The sequence below is a fragment of the Kitasatospora sp. MBT66 genome (assembly GCF_000710405.2).
GTDB classification, from domain to species: domain Bacteria; phylum Actinomycetota; class Actinomycetes; order Streptomycetales; family Streptomycetaceae; genus Kitasatospora; species Kitasatospora purpeofusca.
Map to the genome: position 1 here is coordinate 965889 of NZ_JAIY01000006.1, position 19424 is coordinate 985312.

Genomic DNA, 19424 nt, shown 5'->3' on the forward strand with positions numbered 1-19424 from the left:
CGGCCGCGCAGCCGGAGCCGCACGGGTGTGCGGGGCGCCGCGTGCCGGGGCGAACGGTGCTCCGCCGGCTCGGGACGCTCCTCGCGCGGGTCACTCACCGGACCTCCTTGGGCTCCGCGGCCTGCTGCGCCGGAATGCTTCCCCCGGCGGCGGGCTGCTCGGCGGCGGCCTCGGCGGCCGGCTCCTCGGTGACCGGCTCCTCCGCGACGGGCGCGGCGGCGGGCTGCTCGGTGGCGACGGACTCGGCCGTCGTCCCCTCGGCCGCCACGGGCGCCTCGGCCGCGGTGGCGACCGCCGGCTCGGGCAGCTTGGCCCACGCCATCATCAGTCCGCCGCCGATCAGCCCCGGCAGCAGCGCCATGCCGAATCCGGCGAGGTTGGAGACCGGGATCGACACCAGCGTCAGCAGCGTGGTGGCGACACCCGCGAAGATCCGGACGGCGGGCTGGAACCAGGCGGTGAGCCCGAGAATGATCAGCAGCACGCCGATGATCAGCGAACCGGCGCCCGCCGTGGTCGACATGGCGATGGTCACGCCGCCCAACGACAGGTGGGCGTAGGGGAAGTACAGGATCGGGACGCCGGCGATCATGGCCAGCAGGCCGCCCCAGAAGGGCCTGGAGCGACGGAAGTCACGGAAGCCCCGCCAGAACGCCCCGACCAGGTTCCGATGTTCGGGCCGAGCCTCGGCCGTTGCGCTGGACATGGTGCAGCTCCTCGATGTCTCTACGAGGGAAGAACTGTGATGTCGGGCCGGGGGCGGTCTTCGCCGCCCCCGGCCCGTGGGAACCCGTCACTCGGGCATGCCGGTGGGCACGCCGTCAGCTGGGGCTCAGAAGCACTCGTTGCCCGCGCCGTCGCCGCTCTTGAGCTTGAGGCTCAGGCCGTTGAGCACGAAGGTGCCGGCCGAGGTGGCGCGCGCGGTCTGCTTGACGTCGGTCAGGACGGCCTGCTTGGCCGCCTGGGAGAAGCCCACCGCGCCGGTCGGGAGCTTCGCGCCGGCCTCCTTCAGCGCCGGGTGGCCGTGCCAGCCCTGCGTGGCCGAACCGGTGAGGGTGGAGGCGTCCTGGCCGATGTTGATGTCGGTGAAGGTCGCGTCGGCGTCCAGCTGCTCCAGGTCGATCAGCAGGTTGTGCGCGGTGACCGGCTTCTTCTCGTCGTTGCCGGCGTTCAGCTGGAGGGTGATCTTGCCGAGGCCGAGGCGCGACAGGTCGGTGACGACCGACTGGCAGAGGTTGTGGATCTCGGCGTCGTCGAAGGCCGAGACTGCGACCGGGTGCAGCGTTCCGTTGGCCTCGACGTCGACCGCGCCGAACTGGGCGAAGTTGTCGCCCTTCAGGTACGAGGTCTTCACCTTGAACTGCTGGCCGGAGACGCTGAACGACGCGGCGAGCGCGCTGTTGGCGATGGAGACACCGACCATCGCGGTGGCCGCGATGCTCGGGACCATCACCAGGGCGAAGCGCTTCCAGCGGGTCTTGCCGTGGGTCTGGGACATGCGTGTCCTCCTTCTGGACGTACATCTCCGGCTCCCCGGTGGCGCGTCCCGCGTCAATGGGGGCCTGGGATGGGAGAGAGCTACGTCCTCGGTAGCGGAGAGCGCCGTGGCAACACGGGCGATCCCCCCGAGCGACAACCAGTGACCGCGCGGGCAGCGCGGCCTTGCGAAGGACAGGAACCGCCGTGGGAGCGGATACCCCCCTGCCTTCTCGCCGGCGGCGGGGCCGTCGGCAGCCCGGTGGGGATCCCCTACGTCGGGTCCGCAGACCGGCTGCCGGCGGAGGTCGAATCGTGGGGACCGGGCGTGCCGATGCTGCTCGAATCCCGGGCTGAGCACAAGAGGTCGCATTACTGACGGGTAATCCCATACGAGCCGAAACGATCATGGAATCGGCGGGAAAAGCACGCAGAGTGACGAAATGAAGGATTCGTGAGGGCGAAATCCCTCGGAAACATCAGCGAAACACCCGTGGACGGTCACATGTCGTGACCGTCCACGGGTGTTGTCAAGATTTGGTAAACCTCAGCCGCGATGACCGGATTGTCGCCAAATCACCAGGCGGCACCGCAGGTCATCCGCCGTGTCACCGGCCGGACTTGGAGCGCGGGATCAGAACAGCACCCGGGCCAGCGCCTGACGTGCCGCGGTGACCCGCAGGTCCTCGGTGCCGATCACCTCGAACAGCTCCAGCAGCCGCAGCCGGACCGCGTCCCGGTCCTCGCCGAAGGTCTTGCCCACCGTCACCACCAGCCGGCCGAAGGCGTCCTCGACATGCCCGCCGACCAGGTCCAGGTCGGCCGCCCCCAGCTGGGCCGCGACGTCCTTGGGGTCGGCGGCCGCGGCCGCCCGGACCGCCTGCGGGTCCAGCCCCTCGACCCGGTGCAGCAGCTGCGCCTGGGCCAGGCCGAGCCGGGCCTCGGTGTTGCCCGGCTGCTCGACCAGCACGTTCTTGTAGGCCTGGACGGCGCCGGCCAGGTCGCCCCGGTCCAGCGCGTCGTGGGCGGCGGAGAGCGCCGGGTCCTCCGGCCGCTGCGGAGCGGCGGCCTCGACGCCCTCGGCCGGAGCGCCGGCGCCGCCGACGATGCCGAAGCGCTGCTCGGCGACCAGGATCAGCTGGTCCAGCACCTTGCGGACGTTGGCCTCGTTCTCGGCGCCCTGGAACAGCGGCACCAACTGGCCGGCCACCACGGCCATCACGGCCGGGATGCCCTGGATGCCGAACTGCTGGGCGATCAGCTGGTTGGCGTCCACATCGATCTTGGCGAGCACGATCCGGCCGGCGTACTCCTCGGCCAGGCGCTCCAGGATCGGGCTGAGCTGCTTGCAGGGCCCGCACCACTCGGCCCAGAAGTCGACGACCACCGGCACCTCGGTGGACCGCTGGACGACCTCGGTCTCGAAGGTGTCCTCGGTGACGTCGATGACGAGCTCGTAGCCGACCCCGGCCGGGGCGACCCCGGCCTCCTCGGCGGCGGCCGACTGGCGGGCCCGCTCGGCCCTGGCCTGCTCGGCCTTCTGGGCAGCCTCGCCGGCTGCCTTCACTGCGGCGAGGTCGACCGCGCCACGCAGGGCGGCACTGTTGAGACGAGAATTCCGTGGCTGCATGGCACTATCCTCCCCCGCTCGCGCCGCCGGTGGGCACCAACCTCCCGGAAATCGCCCCGCGCGGGCTGCGCGGTCCCGATTCCCGAAGCGGTGGACCCACCTCCGAGTAGCCTGAACCGTTCGGCGCGGATCCCCATCCGCGCCCGCGCCGCTCCCGTCCCACGGGGACGCGGCGCCTGGTCGTCGCTTTCGCTACGAGTCGTAGCGTAACTGGATCGGGGCCACCCGCCGCAACCCCTATCGGCAGTCCCCCGACGTGAGCTGAGCCACTTTCCCGGGCGCCCCGGCTGACCTGGGTGCGGAGGAGTCGCTACCGTTACCGGTCCCACCCAAGTTACTTACCGGTAAATCGCAAGGAGGCCCGGTGCCGGCCCCCCAGCCACCCGTGACCCCGCCGCACGAGGTCCGCCCGGCCGAGGCCCCCCAGGACGCCCCCCGGGGCCCCGGGCTCCCGCCCCACGCCCGCCCCCCGGAGCCCCCCGAGGGGGGCGCGGCCCGGGCCAAGGGGCGGCCGCGCAGTGCCGCCGCCGACCGCGCCATTCTGGACGCCACCCGCGAGGCCCTCGCCGAACTCGGCTGGGGCGGACTGACCATGGGCCATGTCGCGACCAGGGCCGGGGTCGCCAAGACCACCCTGTACCGGCGCTGGCCGTCCAAGAACGAGCTGGTGGTCGACGCCGTCGCCAGCCTCTTCGACGAGCTGGTGATGCCCGACCTCGGCAGCCTGCGGGCCGACATCGAGGCGGTGGTGACCCAGTTCGCCGATCTGCTGGCCCGTCCGGAGACCCAGGCCGCGCTGCTCGCCCTGTTCGCCGAGGGCACCCGCGACCGCCAGCTGCGGCGGCGGATCCGGGAGGCGATCGTCGATCCGCAGAAGCGGCTGGTCCGGCAGGGCCGGGCCGCCGCCCAGACCCGGGGCGAGCTGGCCCCGGACTGCGACGAGGCCACCGCCCGCGAGGAGATCGACATCATCTTCGACACCATCGCCGGGACGGTCGAGCACCGGGTGCTGGTCAGCGGCGAGCCGATCACCCCGGAGTGGACCCGCCGGTTCACCGGCCTGCTGCTCGGCCCGTTCCCGAGCCTGCTCGGCGACTGAGGACGACTGAGGACGGCCGAGGACGGCCGTGGACGACCAGGGGCGGCCGCGGGCACGCCGAAGGGCCGTCCGGCGCCGCAGGGCACCGGACGGCCCGACCGCTCACCCGCCCTAGAAGCGGGCGGTCTCCCGGTAGATGCCCCACTCCTCGCGCAGGGCGTTGCAGATCTCGCCGAGGGTCGCCTCGGCGCGCACCGCGTCCAGCATCGGCGGGATCATCGAGGCGCCGGACCGCGCGGCGGCCAGCATCGCGTCCAGCCCGGCCCGGACCGCGGCCTCGTCGCGGGCCGCCCGACGGGCGCCCAGCACCCGGACCTGCTCCCGCTCCACCTCGTGGCTGACCCGGAGGATCTCCAGCTCGGGGGTGACGCTGCGGGGGTGGCAGTTGACGCCGACGACCCGCTTCTCGCCCTTCTCCACCGACTGCTGGTACTGGAAGGCCGCCTCGGCGATCTCGCCGGTGAACCAGCCGTCCTCGATCCCGCGCAGGATGCCGGAGGTGATCTGGCCGATCGGGTGGTCCTCCCGGCCCTTGTCCAGGATCTTCCGGAAGATCTCCTCGGCCTGCTGCTCGATCCGGTCGGTCATCGCCTCGACGTACCAGGAACCGCCCAGCGGGTCGGCCACATTGGTGATGCCGGTCTCCTCCATCAGCACCTGCTGGGTGCGCAGGGCGATCTCGGCGGCCTGCTCCGAGGGCAGCGCCAGGGTCTCGTCCAGGGCGTTGGTGTGCAGCGAGTTGGTGCCGCCGAGCACCGCCGAGAGCGCCTCGACGGCGGTGCGGACCACGTTGTTGTACGGCTGCTGCGCGGTGAGCGAGACGCCGGCGGTCTGGGTGTGGAACCGCAGCCACTGGGCCTTGTCGGTCTTGGCGCCGAACCGCTCGCGCATCCAGCGGGCCCAGATCCGCCGGGCGGCGCGGAACTTGGCGATCTCCTCGAAGAAGTCCAGGTGCGCGTCGAAGAAGAACGACAGGCCCGGGGCGAAGACGTCCACGTCCAGGCCCCGGGAGAGGCCCAGTTCGACGTAGGCGAAGCCGTCGGCCAGGGTGTACGCGAGCTCCTGCGCGGCCGTCGCCCCGGCCTCGCGGATGTGGTAGCCGGAGACCGACAGCGGCTTGTAGGCCGGGATGCCCTCGGCGCAGTGGGCCATCAGGTCGCCGATCAGGCGCAGGTGCGGCTCGGGGGCGAAGAGCCACTCCTTCTGGGCGATGTACTCCTTGAAGATGTCGGTCTGCAGGGTGCCGTTGAGCACGGCCGGGTCGACGCCCTGCCGCTCGGCGGCCACCAGGTACATGCAGAAGATCGGCACGGCCGGGCCGCTGATCGTCATCGAGGTGGTGACCTCGCCGAGCGGGATGCCTCGGAACAGCACCTCCATGTCGGCGGCCGAGTCGATCGCCACACCGCAGTGGCCGACCTCGCCGAGCGAGCGCGCGTCGTCCGAGTCGTAGCCCATCAGGGTGGGCATGTCGAAGGCCACCGAGAGGCCGCCGCCGCCCGCCTCCAGGATCATCCGGTAGCGCTCGTTGGTCTGCTCGGCGTTGCCGAAGCCGGCGAACTGCCGGATGGTCCACGTCCGGCCCCGGTAGCCGGTCGCGTGCAGCCCGCGGGTGTACGGGTACTCCCCGGGCCAGCCGATCCGCTCGAAGCCCTCGACGGCCTGCCCGGGGGCCGGGCCGTAGACCGGCTCGACCTCCTCCCCGGAGAGGGTGGTGAAGTCCGCGTCCCGCTTGCGGGCGCTGTCGTACCGCTGCTGCCAGCGCTGCCGTCCGCGCTCGATCTCCTCGGCGTCCATGACCCCGAACTCCGCTCCGTACGGCCGCCACACCAGCGGGCGGCACAGCTATTAGGACGTCCTACCAATTTACTCGGACGTCCTAGTATTTGTCGACGGACACCCGGCCAAGCGCACCGGGAGCATGCGAAAGGGCGCCCTCCCCCGGACGGGGAAGGGCGCCCTCGGCGGCCCGGACGGCCGCTGCGGCCTCGGCGCGACGGTCGGCGGCGGCGCCGCTCAGACGCCGGCCGGCTGGCGGGCGGCGTCGGCGGCGGAGGACCCGGCGGCCGCCTCGGCGACCACCTTGCGCTCGGCCACGAAGGAGGCGAACGGGATGCAGCCGGCGGCCAGGAAGAAGACCATCCGCCCCAGCGGCCACTTGAGCTTCTGACCGAGCAGGAAGGTCACCACGAAGTACCCGATGTAGAGGTACCCGTGCAGCATCGCGACGTAGGTGGTCACGTCCTCGGCCGCGTGGAAGCCGTACTTCGCGACCATGAAACCGCAGAAGACCAGCAGCGCCACACCGGTCGCCAGGGCCAGGGCGCGGTACCAGCCCAGCAGGGGGGTCGCCTTCATTTCTGCATCGCCTCGCCAGTCAGCATCGGGGGGTACGTCCTGATCCGCGCACCGCTCCCACGAGGGTAGCCGCCCTCACGCCCCGCCCGGCGCAGGCCCCTCGCCCGGCAGCTCGGCGAAGTCGCCGGCCGCCACCCGCAGCGGGCGCAGCAGGTCGAACACCTCGCGGCACTGGCCGCCGTCGAACTCCTCCAGACCGAAGTCCATCGCCATGAGCTCCCCGGTGGCCCCCTCGACGACCTCGCGGCCCCGGTCGGTGATGGTGGCGAGCACGCCCCGGCCGTCCAGCGGATTGGGGCGGCGGGCGACCAGCCCGGCCCGCTCCAGGCGGTCGACGGTGTTGGTGACGCTGGTCGGGTGGACCATCAGGCGCTCGCCGATCTTGGAGAGCGACAGCTCGCCGGTCCGGCTGAAGGTGAGCAGGACCAGCGCCTCGTAGCGGGCGAAGGTCAGCCCGTACGGCTTGAGCACCGCGTCCACACGGGAGAGCAGGATCTGGTGGGCCCGCATGATCGAGGTGATCGCCGCCATCGCGGGGACGGCTCCCCAACGGCGGGTCCACAGCTCGTCGGCACGGGCGATCGGGTCGAAGTCGAGTGCGAGGGGCTTGGCCACCCGCCAACCGTACCGGCGGGAGCGGCCGGTGCTACCAGTCGTCCTGAGGGATGGACAAGCGCGACACGTGGCGGGATCACGCCAACGGGTCCGTCAGGTCCGTACCAGCACGTTGCGGGGGTGTGAACGGGTACCAACCGTTCCGCGGCCGGGGGCGGACGGGCCCCGGGCGGCCCGCGGACGGCATCGGCGCCGCTACCGGGCGGCGGTTCGGACCGGAACCCGCGACAGGGACAGGGGATTCACCCCTTTCCTCACTCTGTTCACGTTCCGCCACATTGGCGAGACCTGGCCAATCCATGAACAAGACCTGTCATTTCACTTGTTGGATTGTCATGCTTTCGGCCAGCCCCGTCCGGTGGCCACCGCCCCACTCACCGGTGACCACCGTGGACCGCACGGAGCAGCACGTCAGCGCCCGTTCCGCCCCTAAGGTGCCAACCCCGGCACCCCGGAGCGAGGCGCGACCGCGCACGCGGTTTCCCGGAAGGACCTGTACGTGAAGCGATCGCTCGCAGCCGGCGCCGTACTCTCCGCCACCGCCCTCCTCACCGGCGTCATCCAGGTGAGCACCGCCGCCCAGGCCACTCCCACCCCCTCGGTCCAGGCCCAGGCCGCCGAGCACCGGGCCGGCCTGATCGCCCTGGCGAACGGCGAGACCGGTCCGCTGACCAAGGCCCTCGGCCTCGGCGGCAAGGAGACCCTGGTGGCCAAGGACGCCGTGGTGGACGCCGACGGCACCCGCCACCTCCGCTTCGAGCGCACCTACGCCGGACTCCCGGTGCTGGGCGGCGACCTGGTCGTGCACCAGGCCGCCGGCGGCGCCGTCGAGGCCGTGGACAAGGCCGTCACCGCGCCGATCGCGGTGGCGAGCCTGACCCCGGCGATCCCGGCCGACAAGGCCGCCGCCCAGGCCTCCGGCGCGGTCGCCTCCAGCGTCGGCATCGCCGCCGACAAGGACGAGTCCCCGCTCGCCGAGGTGCACCAGACCGGTGCCGCCGAGCTGGTCGTCTGGGCCGCCGACGGCAACCCGCGGCTGGCGTACCGGACCACCGTCCAGGGCGTGCGCGCCGACGGCACCCCGAGCAGCCAGCTGCTGGTCACCGACGCCGCCTCCGGCGAGGTGCTGTCCACGCACGAGCAGGTGCAGACCGCCGCCGGCACCGGCAAGGGCGTCTTCGTCGGCAGCGTCCCGCTGACCACCACCAAGAGCGGCTCCACCTACCAGCTGAAGGACGCCTCCCGCGGCGGGCAGTCCACCAGCGACCTCAAGGGCAAGACCACCGGCTCCGGCACCCTCTTCACCGACGCCGACAACGCGTGGGGCGACGGCACCGCCGCCAACCGCCAGTCGGCCGCGGTGGACGCGCAGTTCGGCGCGGCGGCCACCTGGGACTTCTACAAGAACACCTTCGGCCGCAGCGGCATCAAGAACAACGGCGTCGGCGCCACCAGCCGGGTCCACTACGGGCGCAACTACGTCAACGCGTTCTGGGACGACTCCTGCTTCTGCATGACCTACGGCGACGGCAGCGGCAACACCAACCCGCTGACCGCGCTGGACGTCGCGGGCCACGAGATGACCCACGGCGTCACCTCGGCCACCGCCGGCCTGAACTACTCGGGCGAGTCCGGCGGCCTCAACGAGGCCACCTCGGACATCTTCGGCACCATGGTCGAGTGGTCCGCGAACCTCCCCGCCGACAAGCCGGACTACCTCATCGGCGAGGAGATCGACATCAACGGCGACGGCACCCCGCTGCGCTACATGGACAAGCCCTCCAAGGACGGCGGCTCGGCCGACGCCTGGTCCTCCTCGGTCGGCAACCTGGACGTCCACTACTCCTCGGGCGTGGCCAACCACTTCTTCTACCTGCTGGCCGAGGGCAGCGGCGCGAAGACCATCAACGGCGTCGCGTACAACAGCCCGACCTCCAACGGCTCGACGCTCACCGGCATCGGCCGCGACAAGGCCGCGGCGATCTGGTACCGCGCGCTGACGGTCTACTTCACCTCGACCACCAACTACAAGGCGGCCCGTACCGGCACCCTGAGCGCCGCCAAGGACCTCTACGGCGCCGGCAGCACCGAGTACAACGCGGTCGCGGCCGCGTGGAGCGGCGTCAACGTCAACTGACGCGCGGTCCGACGGACGTCCGGGGCCCTCACTGGGAGGGGAGGCCCCGGACGTCCGTCCTTTTCCCCCGGCCGGCCCCTCTCCCCCGCGCGCCCGTCCCTTCCCCGCCCGCGTAGCAACACCGGCGGAGGCCGACAAGGGCCGCCGCTGGCGGGATCACGCCAGCGGACGAAAGCGGACAACCGGCACAACCGTCGCACGGCCACCACCCGTTCGGGCCGTGGCGAGACCTGGCCAATACCCGGTCGCTCCCTGTTGTTCGCCGAACTGACTTGTCATGCTTCTGCCCAAGCCCCGTCCGGACGTCCGTCGCCCCACCCACCGACGGACCGTCAGGCCGCACGGAGCAGCACGTCAACGCCCTACCGCCCCAAGGCGCCAACCCCGGCGCCCCGGTACGCGGCGTGACCGCGCACCCGCGGTTTCGTGGAAGGAACCCCGCACGTGAAGCGAAAGCTGACAGCCGGCGCCGTACTCTCCGCCTCCGCACTTCTGGCCGGCGCCATCCAGGTCGCCGCCGCCCCCGCCCAGGCCGCCCCCGTCCTGCAGCGCGACGCGATCATCTCCCTGGCCGGCCAGCAGGCCGCGCCGGTGGCGAAGGCCCTCGGCCTCGGCGGCCAGGAGCAGCTGATCGTCAAGGACGCGATCGTGGACGCCAACGGCACCCGCCACCTGCGCTACGACCGGACCTACGCCGGCCTGCCGGTCCTGGGCGGCGACCTCATCGTCCACCAGAAGGCGAACGGCACCGTCGCCTCGGTGGACCGCGCCTTCGACGGCCGGCTCTCGCTGCCGAGCCTCACCCCGAAGCTCTCCGCCGGCACCGCCTCCACCCAGGCCGTCGACTCGGTCCGGGCCACCGTCGGCATCGCCCCGGCCGACGAGGACGCGTCCCCGGTGAGCCGGGTCGACGGTGCGAGCAGCCCGACCCTGGTGGTCTGGGCGGGCGAGGGCACCCCGCGGCTGGCCTACCAGACCGTGGTCCACGGCGAGCGCGCCGACGGCACCCCGAGCAGCCAGCGGCTGGTCACCGACGCCGCCACCGGCCAGCTGCTCTCCACCCACGAGGAGGTGCAGACCGCCACCGGCACCGGCAAGGGCGTGCACGTCGGGACGGTCACCCTGACCACCACCCAGAGCGGGTCCACCTACCAGCTCAAGGACGCCTCCCGCGGCAACCAGTGGACCGGCAACGCCAAGAACGGCAACGCGCTGTACACCGACGCCGACAACAACTGGGGCAACGGCACCGCCGCGGACACCCAGTCCGCCGCGGTCGACGCGCAGTTCGGCACCGGGGCGACCTGGGACTACTACAAGGCCAAGTTCAACCGGAACGGCATCAAGAACAACGGCGTCGGCGCCAGCAACCGGGTGCACTACGGCAACGCCTACGTCAACGCCTTCTGGCAGGACTCCTGCTTCTGCATGACCTACGGCGACGGCACCAACAACACCAACCCGCTGACCGCCATCGACGTGGCCGGCCACGAGATGAGCCACGGCGTCACGGCGGCGACCGCCAACCTCACCTACTCCGGCGAGTCCGGCGGCCTCAACGAGGCCACCTCGGACATCTTCGGCACCATGGTCGAGTGGTACGCCAACCTGCCCTCGGACGTGCCGGACTACCTGATCGGCGAGAAGATCAACATCTTCGGCAACGGTCAGCCGCTGCGCTACATGGACAAGCCCTCCAAGGACGGCTCGTCCAAGGACTCCTGGTACTCCGGGATCGGCAGCATCGACGTCCACTACTCCTCGGGCGTCGCGAACCACTTCTTCTACCTGCTGTCCGAGGGCAGCGGCGCCAAGGTGATCAACGGCGTCAGCTACAACAGCCCGACCTCCAACGGCTCCACGATCACCGGCATCGGCCGCGACAAGGCCGCCGCGATCTGGTACCGCGCGCTGACGACCTACTTCACCTCCAGCACCAACTACAAGGCCGCCCGCACCGGCACCCTGAACGCCGCCAAGGACCTCTACGGCGCCGGCAGCGTGGAGTACAACACGGTGGCCGCGGCCTGGAGCGCGGTGAACGTCAGCTAGTCGGGAACGGAACCACTCCCGGAAAAGCGACAGGCTGCCGGGGCCCACTGGGAGAGGGGGCCCCGGCAGCCTGTCGGCGTCGGGAGGGGTCGCGCGGGCCCGGTCAGGCCGCGACCGGCACCGCGGCCTTGCCCCCGGCGCGCTCCTCCTTGGCGAGCATCCGCTCGGCCACGAAGCCGCCGCCGGGCAGCACCGACAGCACGAACAGCACGGCACCGCGCTTGACGTCCCACTTCTGCGACTGCCAGGCCATGATCCAGAAGACCACGTAGAGGATGAACAGGATCCCGTGGACCATGCCCATCACCGGCACGCCGTTGAAGCTGGTGGTGCGCTTGAGCACCGAGCAGAGCAGCAGGAGCAGGAACGAGACCCCTTCGGGGCCGGAGACCAGGCGCAGGCGGTGGACGGCGCTGCTGTTCACGATGGGTACCTCGATACGGGGGCTCGGAGATCGCTTGTGAACCGGCTCACAAGCATCCGCCCCATTATCACCGAGCACATGTCCGAACCCGCCCCCGGGGGTGCGGGGAGCGGACTGCGGGCGGCCGCTTTGTACCGGACGCGTACCAGAACCAGGCCTCCCCCTCCCCGGCCCGGCCCGCCGACCGCTACATTGCGGCCGTGGCACAGTTTCGACTCCAGGGGTCCAAGACGCTCGCCGTCGACATGACCGGCGACCTCGTGAAGGCCAAGAACGGTTCGATGGTCGCGTACACCGGCCAGATGAACTTCAAGAAGCTCAGCGGTGGTGGTGACGGCATCCGCGGCATGGTGACCCGTCGGCTCACCGGCGAGCAGATGACGGTCATGGAGGTGAAAGGACAGGGCACCTGCTACTTCGCCGACCAGGCCACCGAGATCAACCTGGTACGGCTGAACGGCGAGACGCTCTACGTCGAGTCCGACAATCTGCTCTGCACCGAGGGCACGCTCAAGACCGGGACCAGCTTCACCGGCCTGAACGGCGTCTCCTCCGGCAACGGCCTGTTCACCACCAAGGTCGAGGGGCACGGCTGGGCCGCCGTCACCTCCAAGGGGCCGGCGATCATCCTCCGGGTGTCCCAGGGCATGCCGCTGCGGGTCGACCCCGGCGCGTACGTGGCGCACACCGGCAACCTCAACCGCTCCATCAAGTCCGGCGCCGGCTGGAGCACCTTCATCGGCGAGGGCGGCGGCGAGGCCGTCCAGGTGGAGTTCACCGGCGAGGGACTGGTCTACGTGCAGCCCTCCGAGAAGCTGACCGTCGGGGGCGACGTCTAATGGCGTTCACGAAGATCAACAGCAAGATGATCGAGGCCCGGGTCGTGCCGGGCCAGCGGCTGTTCAGCCAGCGCGGCGCGATGCTCGCGTACACCGGCGAGGTGCGGTTCACGCCGAACATCACCGGTGGCCAGGGCGGCGTCATGTCGATGATCGGCCGCCGGGTGGCCAACGAGGACACCCCGCTGATGACCGTCGAGGGCCAGGGCACCGTGATGTTCGGCCACGGCGGCCACCACGTCCAGGTGATCGACCTGACCGGCGACACCCTGTACGTCGAGGCCGACCGGCTGCTCGCCTTCGAGGGCTCGCTGCAGCAGTCCACCATGTTCATGGGCTCGCAGGGCGGCGTGATGGGCATGGTCCGCGGCCAGGTGACCGGCCAGGGCCTGTTCACCACCAAGCTGGACGGCCACGGCGCGGTCGCGGTGATGGCGCACGGCGGCGTCTTCGAGCTGCCGATCACCCCGAACCAGCCGGTGCACGTCGACCCGCAGGCCTACGTCGCGCACCGCGGCCAGGTCCAGAACAAGCTGTCGACCGCGCTGGGATGGCGCGACATGATCGGCCGCGGCTCCGGCGAGGCGTTCCAGCTGGAGCTGTCCGGGCACGGCACGGTGTACGTGCAGGCGAGCGAGGAGAAGCTCTGATGTCCTACCCGCCGCAGCCCCCGTACGGGCAGCCCCAGGACCCGTACGGCCAGTCCCCGTACGGCCAGCCGACCCAGCCCGGCTACCCCGCCGCCCCGCCGCCCGGGTACCCGCAGCCGGGCTACCCCCAGCAGGGCCAGCAGCCGTACCCCCCGCAGGGCTACCCGCAGCAGGGCGGCTACCCGCCGCCCCCGCCGCAGGGCTACCCGGCCCAGCCGCCGCAGCAGTACGCCCAGGAGCAGTACGGCGGCGCCCAGGCCCCGCTGCCCAAGGCGCAGGACGGCACCGGTCCGGTCGTCCACGACGTGCACAGCCTGCCGTCCAACGACAACGTCAACCCGTACGCCTTCTCGGTGGACCTCAACGGCTCGTACTTCCTGCAGAAGGGCAAGATGATCGCCTACTACGGCGACATCTCCTTCAAGGGCGTCGGCGCCGGCGCGATCGACCGGATGCTCGGCCAGCACTTCAACTCGCCGATGCACGCGGCGGACTGGGTGGTCGCCGAGGGCCGCGGCAAGCTGCTGCTGGCCGACCGGGCCTTCGACCTCAACTCCTACGACCTGGAGGAGGGGAACCTGACGGTCCGCTCGGGGAACCTGCTGGCCTACGAGCCCACCCTGCGGCTCAAGCAGTCGATCATCCCGGGCTTCCTGACCCTGATCGGCAGCGGCAAGTTCGTCGCCGCCTCGAACGGGCCGGTGCACTTCGTCGAGCCGCCGATCCGGGTGGACCCGCAGGCGCTGGTCGGCTGGGCGGACTGCCCGGCGCCGTGCCACCACTACGACCACGACTACATGCACGGCGTGATCGGCGGCCTGCGCCGGCTCACCGGGCTGGGCGGGGCCTCCGGCGAGGAGCACCAGTTCGAGTTCATCGGCGCCGGCCAGGTACTGCTGCAGTCCAGCGAGGTGCTGATGGCCGAGCGCGCCGTCGGCCAGGTGCACGCCGAGGCCGGGGTGCCGATGGGCGGGGTGCCGGGCCAGCACGGCGCCGGCCACGGCAACAGCCAGCTGCCGAACGTGAACGTGCCCGGTCTCGGTAACCTGGGCGACCTCGGGCGGCGCTTCGGGCTCTGACCCGCCCCGCCCGTCCCACCGGTCCTGCCGCCGGTCCGGCCGCGGCGCCGCGCCTCCCGCGCGGCACTGCGGCCGGATCGCGACGGCCTCAACCGTGTGAACCCCGGTAAAGTCGTACAACATTGAACTAAGTGCGCTATCGTAGAACCATGGACACGCACATCGTCGACCCGGCAGACGCCTCGGCCCCGCAGCCCGAAGGGCCCGAGGAGGAGACCCCCTGGCTGACCGTCCGGGAGCAGCGGTTGTGGCGCGCCCACCTGGAGGTCGCCAAGCTGCTGGAGTACCAGCTGAGCCGCGAGCTCCAGCCGCACAACCTGGCGATCAACGACTACGAGATCCTGGTCGTGCTCTCCGAGGCGCCCGAGCGGCGGCTGCGGATGACCGACCTGGCCACCGCGACCCTCCAGTCGAAGAGCCGGCTCTCGCACCAGATCACCCGGATGGAGAACGCCGGCCTGGTGCTGCGCCAGGAGTGTCCCGGCGACCGCCGCGGCCTCTACGCCAACCTCACCGAGCAGGGCTGGGAGACCATGCAGCGGGTCGCGCCCTGCCACGTCCGCAGCGTCCGGGCCCACTTCATCGACCGCTTCACCCCCGAGCAGCTCGACGCGATGTACGAGGCGCTCGCCCCGGTCGCCGAGCACCTGCGCGGCCTGCGCGGACGCGGCTGAGCGTTCCCGACCGAGCCCCCGCGGCCCGGCACCCCGGACGGGGGCGCCGGGCCGCTGTGCGGGCTCAGCTGGTGGTCAGGCCCGCCACCAGCCGGTCGGACGCGCCGTACGGGTCCAGCTCGCCGGCCACCACCTTCTCGGCCAGCGCGGCCAGCTGCCGGTCGCCGTGCAGGTCGCCGATCCGGGCGCGCAGCGCGGCCAGCGCGATCGCCTCGATCTCCTGGGCCGCCCGGCGGCGGCGCCGGACCACCAGCTCGCCGTGCTCCTCCAGCCAGGCGCGGTGCTTCTCCAGCGCCTCCACCACCTCGTCCACGCCCTCGCCCCGGGCCGCCACGGTCTTCACGATCGGCGGGCGCCAGGCCCCCGCCTCGCGGGCCTCGCCGAGGCCCAGCATGTGGTTCAGCTCCCTGGCGGTGGCGTCGGCGCCGTCCCGGTCGGCCTTGTTGACCACGAACAGGTCGCCGATCTCCAGGATCCCGGCCTTGGCGGCCTGGATGCCGTCGCCCATCCCGGGGGCGAGCAGCACCACCGCGGTGTCGGCCTGCGCGGCGATCTCCACCTCGGACTGGCCGACGCCCACGGTCTCGACCAGGATCACGTCGCAGCCGGCCGCGTCCAGCACCCGCAGCGCCTGCGGGGCGGCCCAGGACAGACCGCCCAGGTGGCCCCGGGTGGCCATCGAGCGGATGAACACCTCGGGGTCGGTGGCGTGGTCCTGCATCCGGACCCGGTCGCCGAGCAGCGCGCCGCCGGAGAACGGCGAGGACGGGTCGACCGCCAGCACGCCGACCCGCTTGCCCAGCCGCCGGTAGGCGGAGACCAGCGCCGAGGTGGAGGTGGACTTGCCCACGCCCGGCGAGCCGGTCAGCCCGACCGTGTAGGCGTGCCCGGTGTACGGCGCCAGCGCGGCCATCACCTCGCGCAGCTCCGGCGCGGCGTTCTCGACCAGTGAGATCAGGCGGGCGACGGCCCGCGGACGGCCCTGCCGGGCCTGCTCGACCAGGGTCGGCACATCGATCATGGGTGGGTCTCCTTGCGCCGAAGGGCTGCGCCCCGCTTGTGGCGGTGCGCAGCCCCGGTGTGGTTCGGTCGGTGGGCCGGTGCGGGTCAGGCCTTGGGGACCCGCACGATCAGCGCGTCGCCCTGACCGCCGCCGCCGCAGAGCGCGGCCGCGCCGATGCCGCCGCCGCGGCGCTTCAGCTCCAGCGCGAGGTGCAGCACGACCCGGGCGCCGGACATCCCGATCGGGTGACCCAGCGCGATCGCGCCGCCGTTGACGTTGACGATCTCCGAGGAGACGCCGAGGTCCTTGGTCGACTGGTGGGCGACGGCGGCGAAGGCCTCGTTGATCTCGATCAGGTCGAGGTCCTCGACCGCGATGCCCTCCTTGGCCACCGCGTGCTTGATCGCGTTGGACGGCTGCGACTGCAGCGAGTTGTCCGGGCCCGCGACATTGCCGTGCGCGCCGATCTCGGCGATCCAGCTCAGGCCCAGCTCCTCGGCCTTGGCCCTGCTCATCACGACCACGGCGGCGGCGCCGTCCGAGATCTGCGAGGAGGTGCCGGCGGTGATGGTGCCGTCCTTGGTGAACGCGGGGCGCAGCCGGGCCAGGCCCTCGACCGTGGTGTCGGCGCGGATGCCCTCGTCCTGGCCGAACACGACCGGCTCGCCCTTGCGCTGCGGGATCTCCACCGGGACGATCTCGGCGTCGAAGATGCCGTCGGCCTGCGCCTTGGCCGCGCGCTGGTGCGAGGCGGCGGCGATCTCGTCCTGGACCTCGCGCGGGATGCCGAGCCGGGTGTTGTGCTTCTCGGTGGACTCGCCCATCGGGATGTTCTCGTAGGCGTCGGTCAGGCCGTCGTGGGCCATCGCGTCGAGCAGCTCGATCGCGCCGTACTTGTAGCCCTCGCGGGACTTCGGCAGCAGGTGCGGGGCGTTGGTCATCGACTCCTGGCCGCCGGCCACCACGATGTCGAACTCGCCGGCCCGGATCAGCTGGTCGGCCAGCGCGATGGCGTCCAGGCCGGAGAGGCACACCTTGTTGATGGTGAGCGCCGGGACGTTCAGCGGGATGCCGGCCTTGACGGCGGCCTGGCGGGCCGGGATCTGGCCGGCGCCGGCCTGGAGCACCTGGCCCATGATCACGTACTGGACCTGGTCGCCGGTGATGCCGGCCCGCTCCAGCGCGGCCTTGATGGCGAAGGAGCCGAGCTCCGCACCGGAGAAGCCCTTCAGGGAGCCGAGCAGCCGGCCCATCGGGGTCCGTGCCCCGGCAACGATCACAGAGGTGGTGTTGGTCATGGGACGAGCCCCTTCGCACGTCGTGGCCAGGTGGAGGATTCCGCTCAATGTACTGACCTGTTACCCGCCCGTCACCGGACCCATGGTGTGATCGAGCGCACTGGCACACTCCGGTCAACACCGTGCCGACCCGGCCCGGGTGAACCCTGCCGGGTCCGTGTGAGCAGGCTCGCACCCCGATCGGTGGCGCCGCCGACCGTCATGCGCTGCACTGTTGCCGTCCTGTCACGCCCGCCCCTCACCGGAGGCCATCCGTGCTCACCCGCATCGACCACATCGGCATCGCCTGCCGAGACCTCGACAAGACGGTCGAGTTCTACCGCGCCACCTACGGTTTCGAGGTGTTCCACAGCGAGGTCAACGAGGAGCAGGGGGTCCGCGAGGCCATGCTCAAGATCAATGACACCGGCGACGGCGGCGCCTCCTACCTCCAGCTGCTGGAGCCGATCCGGGAGGACTCCCCGGTCGGCAAGTGGCTGGCCAAGAACGGCGAGGGCGTCCACCACATCGCCTTCGGCACCGGCGACGTCGACGCCGACTCCGAGGAGATCCGCGCCAAGGGCGTCCGGGTGCTCTACGACGAGCCGCGGATCGGCTCGATGGGCTCGCGGATCACCTTCCTGCACCCCAAGGACTGCGGCGGGGTGCTGACCGAGCTGGTCACCGCCGCCGAGCCGGGCGCGCACGAGGGCCACTGACGCCTCCCCCGGGTGCCGCCGCGGGGCGGTACCCGGGTCTCCGGAGCCCCGCCGCGGCCATGACCGGCCGGTAACCTCGGCGGTCGGGCCGGAAAACCCCCACGCGACCGTTCCCCCGCCACACGCTCCCACTACAATGCCCAGGTGCGCGAAGACTCCGGGGGACGGAGGCGACGGGCACGGCCGAAGACAGGCCCGTCCGCCCCGGTGGGAGGCCCGTCGCAGGGGAGTCCACTACGCGGGCACGGCTGAACAGTCGCAAGACGGATCTGTCACCATTCTCCACAAGGCAAGAGTTCGCCCAGGAGTCCACCCGGACGGGGGAATGCGGATCGACCGCGCTCCCACGCCCCGGACTCCGACGACGCGGGCGGACGTTCCCGGTACGACGGGGGCGTCCGGACGGCCGCGATGCAAGGACCAGTCGGACGGCACCCGGACCACGGGAGCGGACCGGCCGGGTCGAGGACGCGACCAGGAGATGGATGGGACCGCGGAGTGCGGGGCTACGACCGCTACGAGGTTGACGATCACCTCTCCCAGTTCGAGGCCGAGATGGATCGGACTCGGAAGGAGCGGGACAAGTCAGTCGAGCATGCCGAGGACCTCGCCTACCAGGTGGAGGTGCTCCGAGCCAAGCTGCACGAATCCCGCCGGATGCTCGCCCAGCCGCGCGCCTTCGACGCCGTCTCCGGCCAGGCCGAGCAGATGCTCCGCACGGCCGAGATGCAGGCCCAGCAGCTGCGCGCCGACGCCGAGCGCCAGCTGCGCGAGTCCCAGGCCGCGACCCAGCGGATCATGGCCGAGACCGCCGAGCGCACCGCCCGGCTGGAGGCCGAGCTGGCCGCCCGCCGCCGGCAGCTCGAGGACGAGCTCGCGGAGCTGCGGCGCAGCGCCGAGCAGCACGTCAACGAGAACGTCAGCTGGGCCGAGCAGGCCCGGGCCGGCACCGAGCAGGAGGCCCAGCGCCTCCTCCAGGAGGCCCGCGGCGAGGCCGACCGGCTGATGGCCGCGGCCCGTGCCGAGGCCGCCGCCCTCGCCGACCAGGCCCGCGCGCAGACCGCCGCCGACGTGGACGCCGCCCGCGGCGAGGCCCAGGCCGCCGCCGAGGCCGCCCTCCACCGCGCCCAGAACGACGCCGAACGGCTGCTGCGGGCCGCCTCCGAGCAGGCCCAGCAGGCCGGCGCCCAGGCCGCCGCCGACGTGGACGCCGCCCGCGGCGAGGCCCAGCTGCAGCTCGCCGTCGCGCACGCCGCCGCCGAGCAGGAGCTGGCCGCCGCCCGCGCCGAGATCGGCCGGCTGACCGAGGTCGCCGCCGCCGAGCAGGCCCACGCCGAGCAGCAGCTGTCCCACGCCCAGGCGGAGATAGCACGACTGCGCGCCGAGGTCGCC

At 71.9% G+C, this 19424-nt stretch carries 17 protein-coding genes and 1 pseudogene; 9 read left to right on the forward strand and 9 right to left on the reverse strand.

What is annotated here, in order from left to right; genetic code table 11:
* Positions 1 to 94: 94 nt before the first annotated feature.
* The 3 genes from BI06_RS16675 to trxA form a co-directional block, all read right to left on the reverse strand.
* Entirely contained in the window at positions 95 to 706 is a 612-nt protein-coding gene (locus BI06_RS16675) for a DUF6114 domain-containing protein (protein ID WP_043468851.1), read from the reverse strand.
* 126 nt (positions 707 to 832) lie between these two features.
* Positions 833 to 1498, reverse strand: a complete 666-nt coding sequence (locus BI06_RS16680; RefSeq protein WP_030392747.1) for a DUF6230 family protein — start codon at positions 1496 to 1498, stop codon at positions 833 to 835.
* A 612-nt stretch (positions 1499 to 2110) separates the two neighbouring features.
* Complete coding sequence (trxA, locus tag BI06_RS16685) at positions 2111 to 3106, reverse strand: thioredoxin (RefSeq protein WP_043468854.1); 996 nt, start codon at positions 3104 to 3106, stop codon at positions 2111 to 2113.
* Between the two features lie 538 nt (positions 3107 to 3644).
* Between trxA and BI06_RS16690 the strand changes: the two genes are divergently transcribed.
* On the forward strand, positions 3645 to 4205 hold the full coding sequence (locus BI06_RS16690) for a TetR/AcrR family transcriptional regulator (RefSeq protein WP_051741366.1): 561 nt from the start codon (positions 3645 to 3647) through the stop codon (positions 4203 to 4205).
* Positions 4206 to 4316: 111 nt separating this feature from the next.
* Here BI06_RS16690 and BI06_RS16695 read toward each other — a convergent pair whose 3' ends face one another.
* From BI06_RS16695 to BI06_RS16705, 3 genes are all read right to left on the reverse strand, one after another.
* Complete coding sequence (locus BI06_RS16695) at positions 4317 to 6002, reverse strand: methylmalonyl-CoA mutase (RefSeq protein WP_030392750.1); 1686 nt, start codon at positions 6000 to 6002, stop codon at positions 4317 to 4319.
* Between the two features lie 219 nt (positions 6003 to 6221).
* Complete coding sequence (locus BI06_RS16700; RefSeq protein WP_030392751.1) at positions 6222 to 6563, reverse strand: DUF3817 domain-containing protein; 342 nt, start codon at positions 6561 to 6563, stop codon at positions 6222 to 6224.
* A 75-nt stretch (positions 6564 to 6638) separates the two neighbouring features.
* Positions 6639 to 7178: a MarR family winged helix-turn-helix transcriptional regulator gene (locus BI06_RS16705; protein ID WP_030392752.1), complete on the reverse strand. Its 540-nt coding sequence runs from the start codon at positions 7176 to 7178 to the stop codon at positions 6639 to 6641.
* 499 nt (positions 7179 to 7677) lie between these two features.
* On the opposite strand from BI06_RS16705, the gene BI06_RS16710 reads away from it, so the two are divergent.
* Both BI06_RS16710 and BI06_RS16715 read left to right on the forward strand, forming a co-directional pair.
* Positions 7678 to 9315 (forward strand): M4 family metallopeptidase, encoded by a 1638-nt coding sequence (locus BI06_RS16710; RefSeq protein WP_043468857.1) that lies wholly within the window; start codon positions 7678 to 7680, stop codon positions 9313 to 9315.
* Between the two features lie 444 nt (positions 9316 to 9759).
* The gene (locus BI06_RS16715; RefSeq protein WP_030392754.1) at positions 9760 to 11367 is read left to right on the forward strand and encodes a M4 family metallopeptidase; all 1608 of its coding nucleotides are present in this window, start codon (positions 9760 to 9762) and stop codon (positions 11365 to 11367) included.
* Between the two features lie 103 nt (positions 11368 to 11470).
* Here the strand turns inward: BI06_RS16715 and BI06_RS16720 are convergent, their stop codons facing one another.
* The gene (locus BI06_RS16720; protein ID WP_078879831.1) at positions 11471 to 11794 is read right to left on the reverse strand and encodes a DUF3817 domain-containing protein; all 324 of its coding nucleotides are present in this window, start codon (positions 11792 to 11794) and stop codon (positions 11471 to 11473) included.
* A 197-nt stretch (positions 11795 to 11991) separates the two neighbouring features.
* Here BI06_RS16720 and BI06_RS16725 point away from each other — a divergent pair, with 197 nt between their 5' ends.
* The 4 genes from BI06_RS16725 to BI06_RS16740 all read left to right on the forward strand — a co-directional run bounded on the left by BI06_RS16725 (position 11992) and on the right by BI06_RS16740 (position 15033).
* Positions 11992 to 12630: an AIM24 family protein gene (locus BI06_RS16725; protein WP_078879803.1), complete on the forward strand. Its 639-nt coding sequence runs from the start codon at positions 11992 to 11994 to the stop codon at positions 12628 to 12630.
* On the forward strand, positions 12630 to 13280 hold the full coding sequence (locus tag BI06_RS16730) for an AIM24 family protein (protein WP_030392757.1): 651 nt from the start codon (positions 12630 to 12632) through the stop codon (positions 13278 to 13280). Before BI06_RS16725 ends, BI06_RS16730 begins: the two co-directional genes overlap by 1 nt.
* Before the next feature lie 263 nt (positions 13281 to 13543).
* Positions 13544 to 14359, forward strand: a complete 816-nt coding sequence (locus BI06_RS16735) for an AIM24 family protein (RefSeq protein WP_030392758.1) — start codon at positions 13544 to 13546, stop codon at positions 14357 to 14359.
* Positions 14360 to 14508: 149 nt separating this feature from the next.
* A complete protein-coding gene (locus BI06_RS16740; RefSeq protein WP_078879804.1) occupies positions 14509 to 15033 on the forward strand; it encodes a MarR family winged helix-turn-helix transcriptional regulator in 525 nt (174 codons plus the stop codon).
* A 64-nt stretch (positions 15034 to 15097) separates the two neighbouring features.
* On the opposite strand, the gene meaB is transcribed toward BI06_RS16740, so the two are convergent.
* Positions 15098 to 16054 (reverse strand): methylmalonyl Co-A mutase-associated GTPase MeaB, encoded by a 957-nt coding sequence (meaB, locus tag BI06_RS16745; protein ID WP_030392760.1) that lies wholly within the window; start codon positions 16052 to 16054, stop codon positions 15098 to 15100.
* Positions 16055 to 16140: 86 nt separating this feature from the next.
* Positions 16141 to 17334 (reverse strand): acetyl-CoA C-acetyltransferase, encoded by a 1194-nt coding sequence (locus tag BI06_RS16750; RefSeq protein ID WP_043468860.1) that lies wholly within the window; start codon positions 17332 to 17334, stop codon positions 16141 to 16143.
* Positions 17335 to 17588: 254 nt separating this feature from the next.
* Between BI06_RS16750 and mce the strand changes: the two genes are divergently transcribed.
* Together mce and BI06_RS50830 are read left to right on the forward strand one after the other, a co-directional pair.
* Positions 17589 to 18032: a methylmalonyl-CoA epimerase gene (gene mce, locus BI06_RS16755; protein ID WP_030392762.1), complete on the forward strand. Its 444-nt coding sequence runs from the start codon at positions 17589 to 17591 to the stop codon at positions 18030 to 18032.
* Between the two features lie 555 nt (positions 18033 to 18587).
* Positions 18588 to 19424 (forward strand): annotated as a pseudogene (locus BI06_RS50830) (hypothetical protein); the annotation flags it as partial.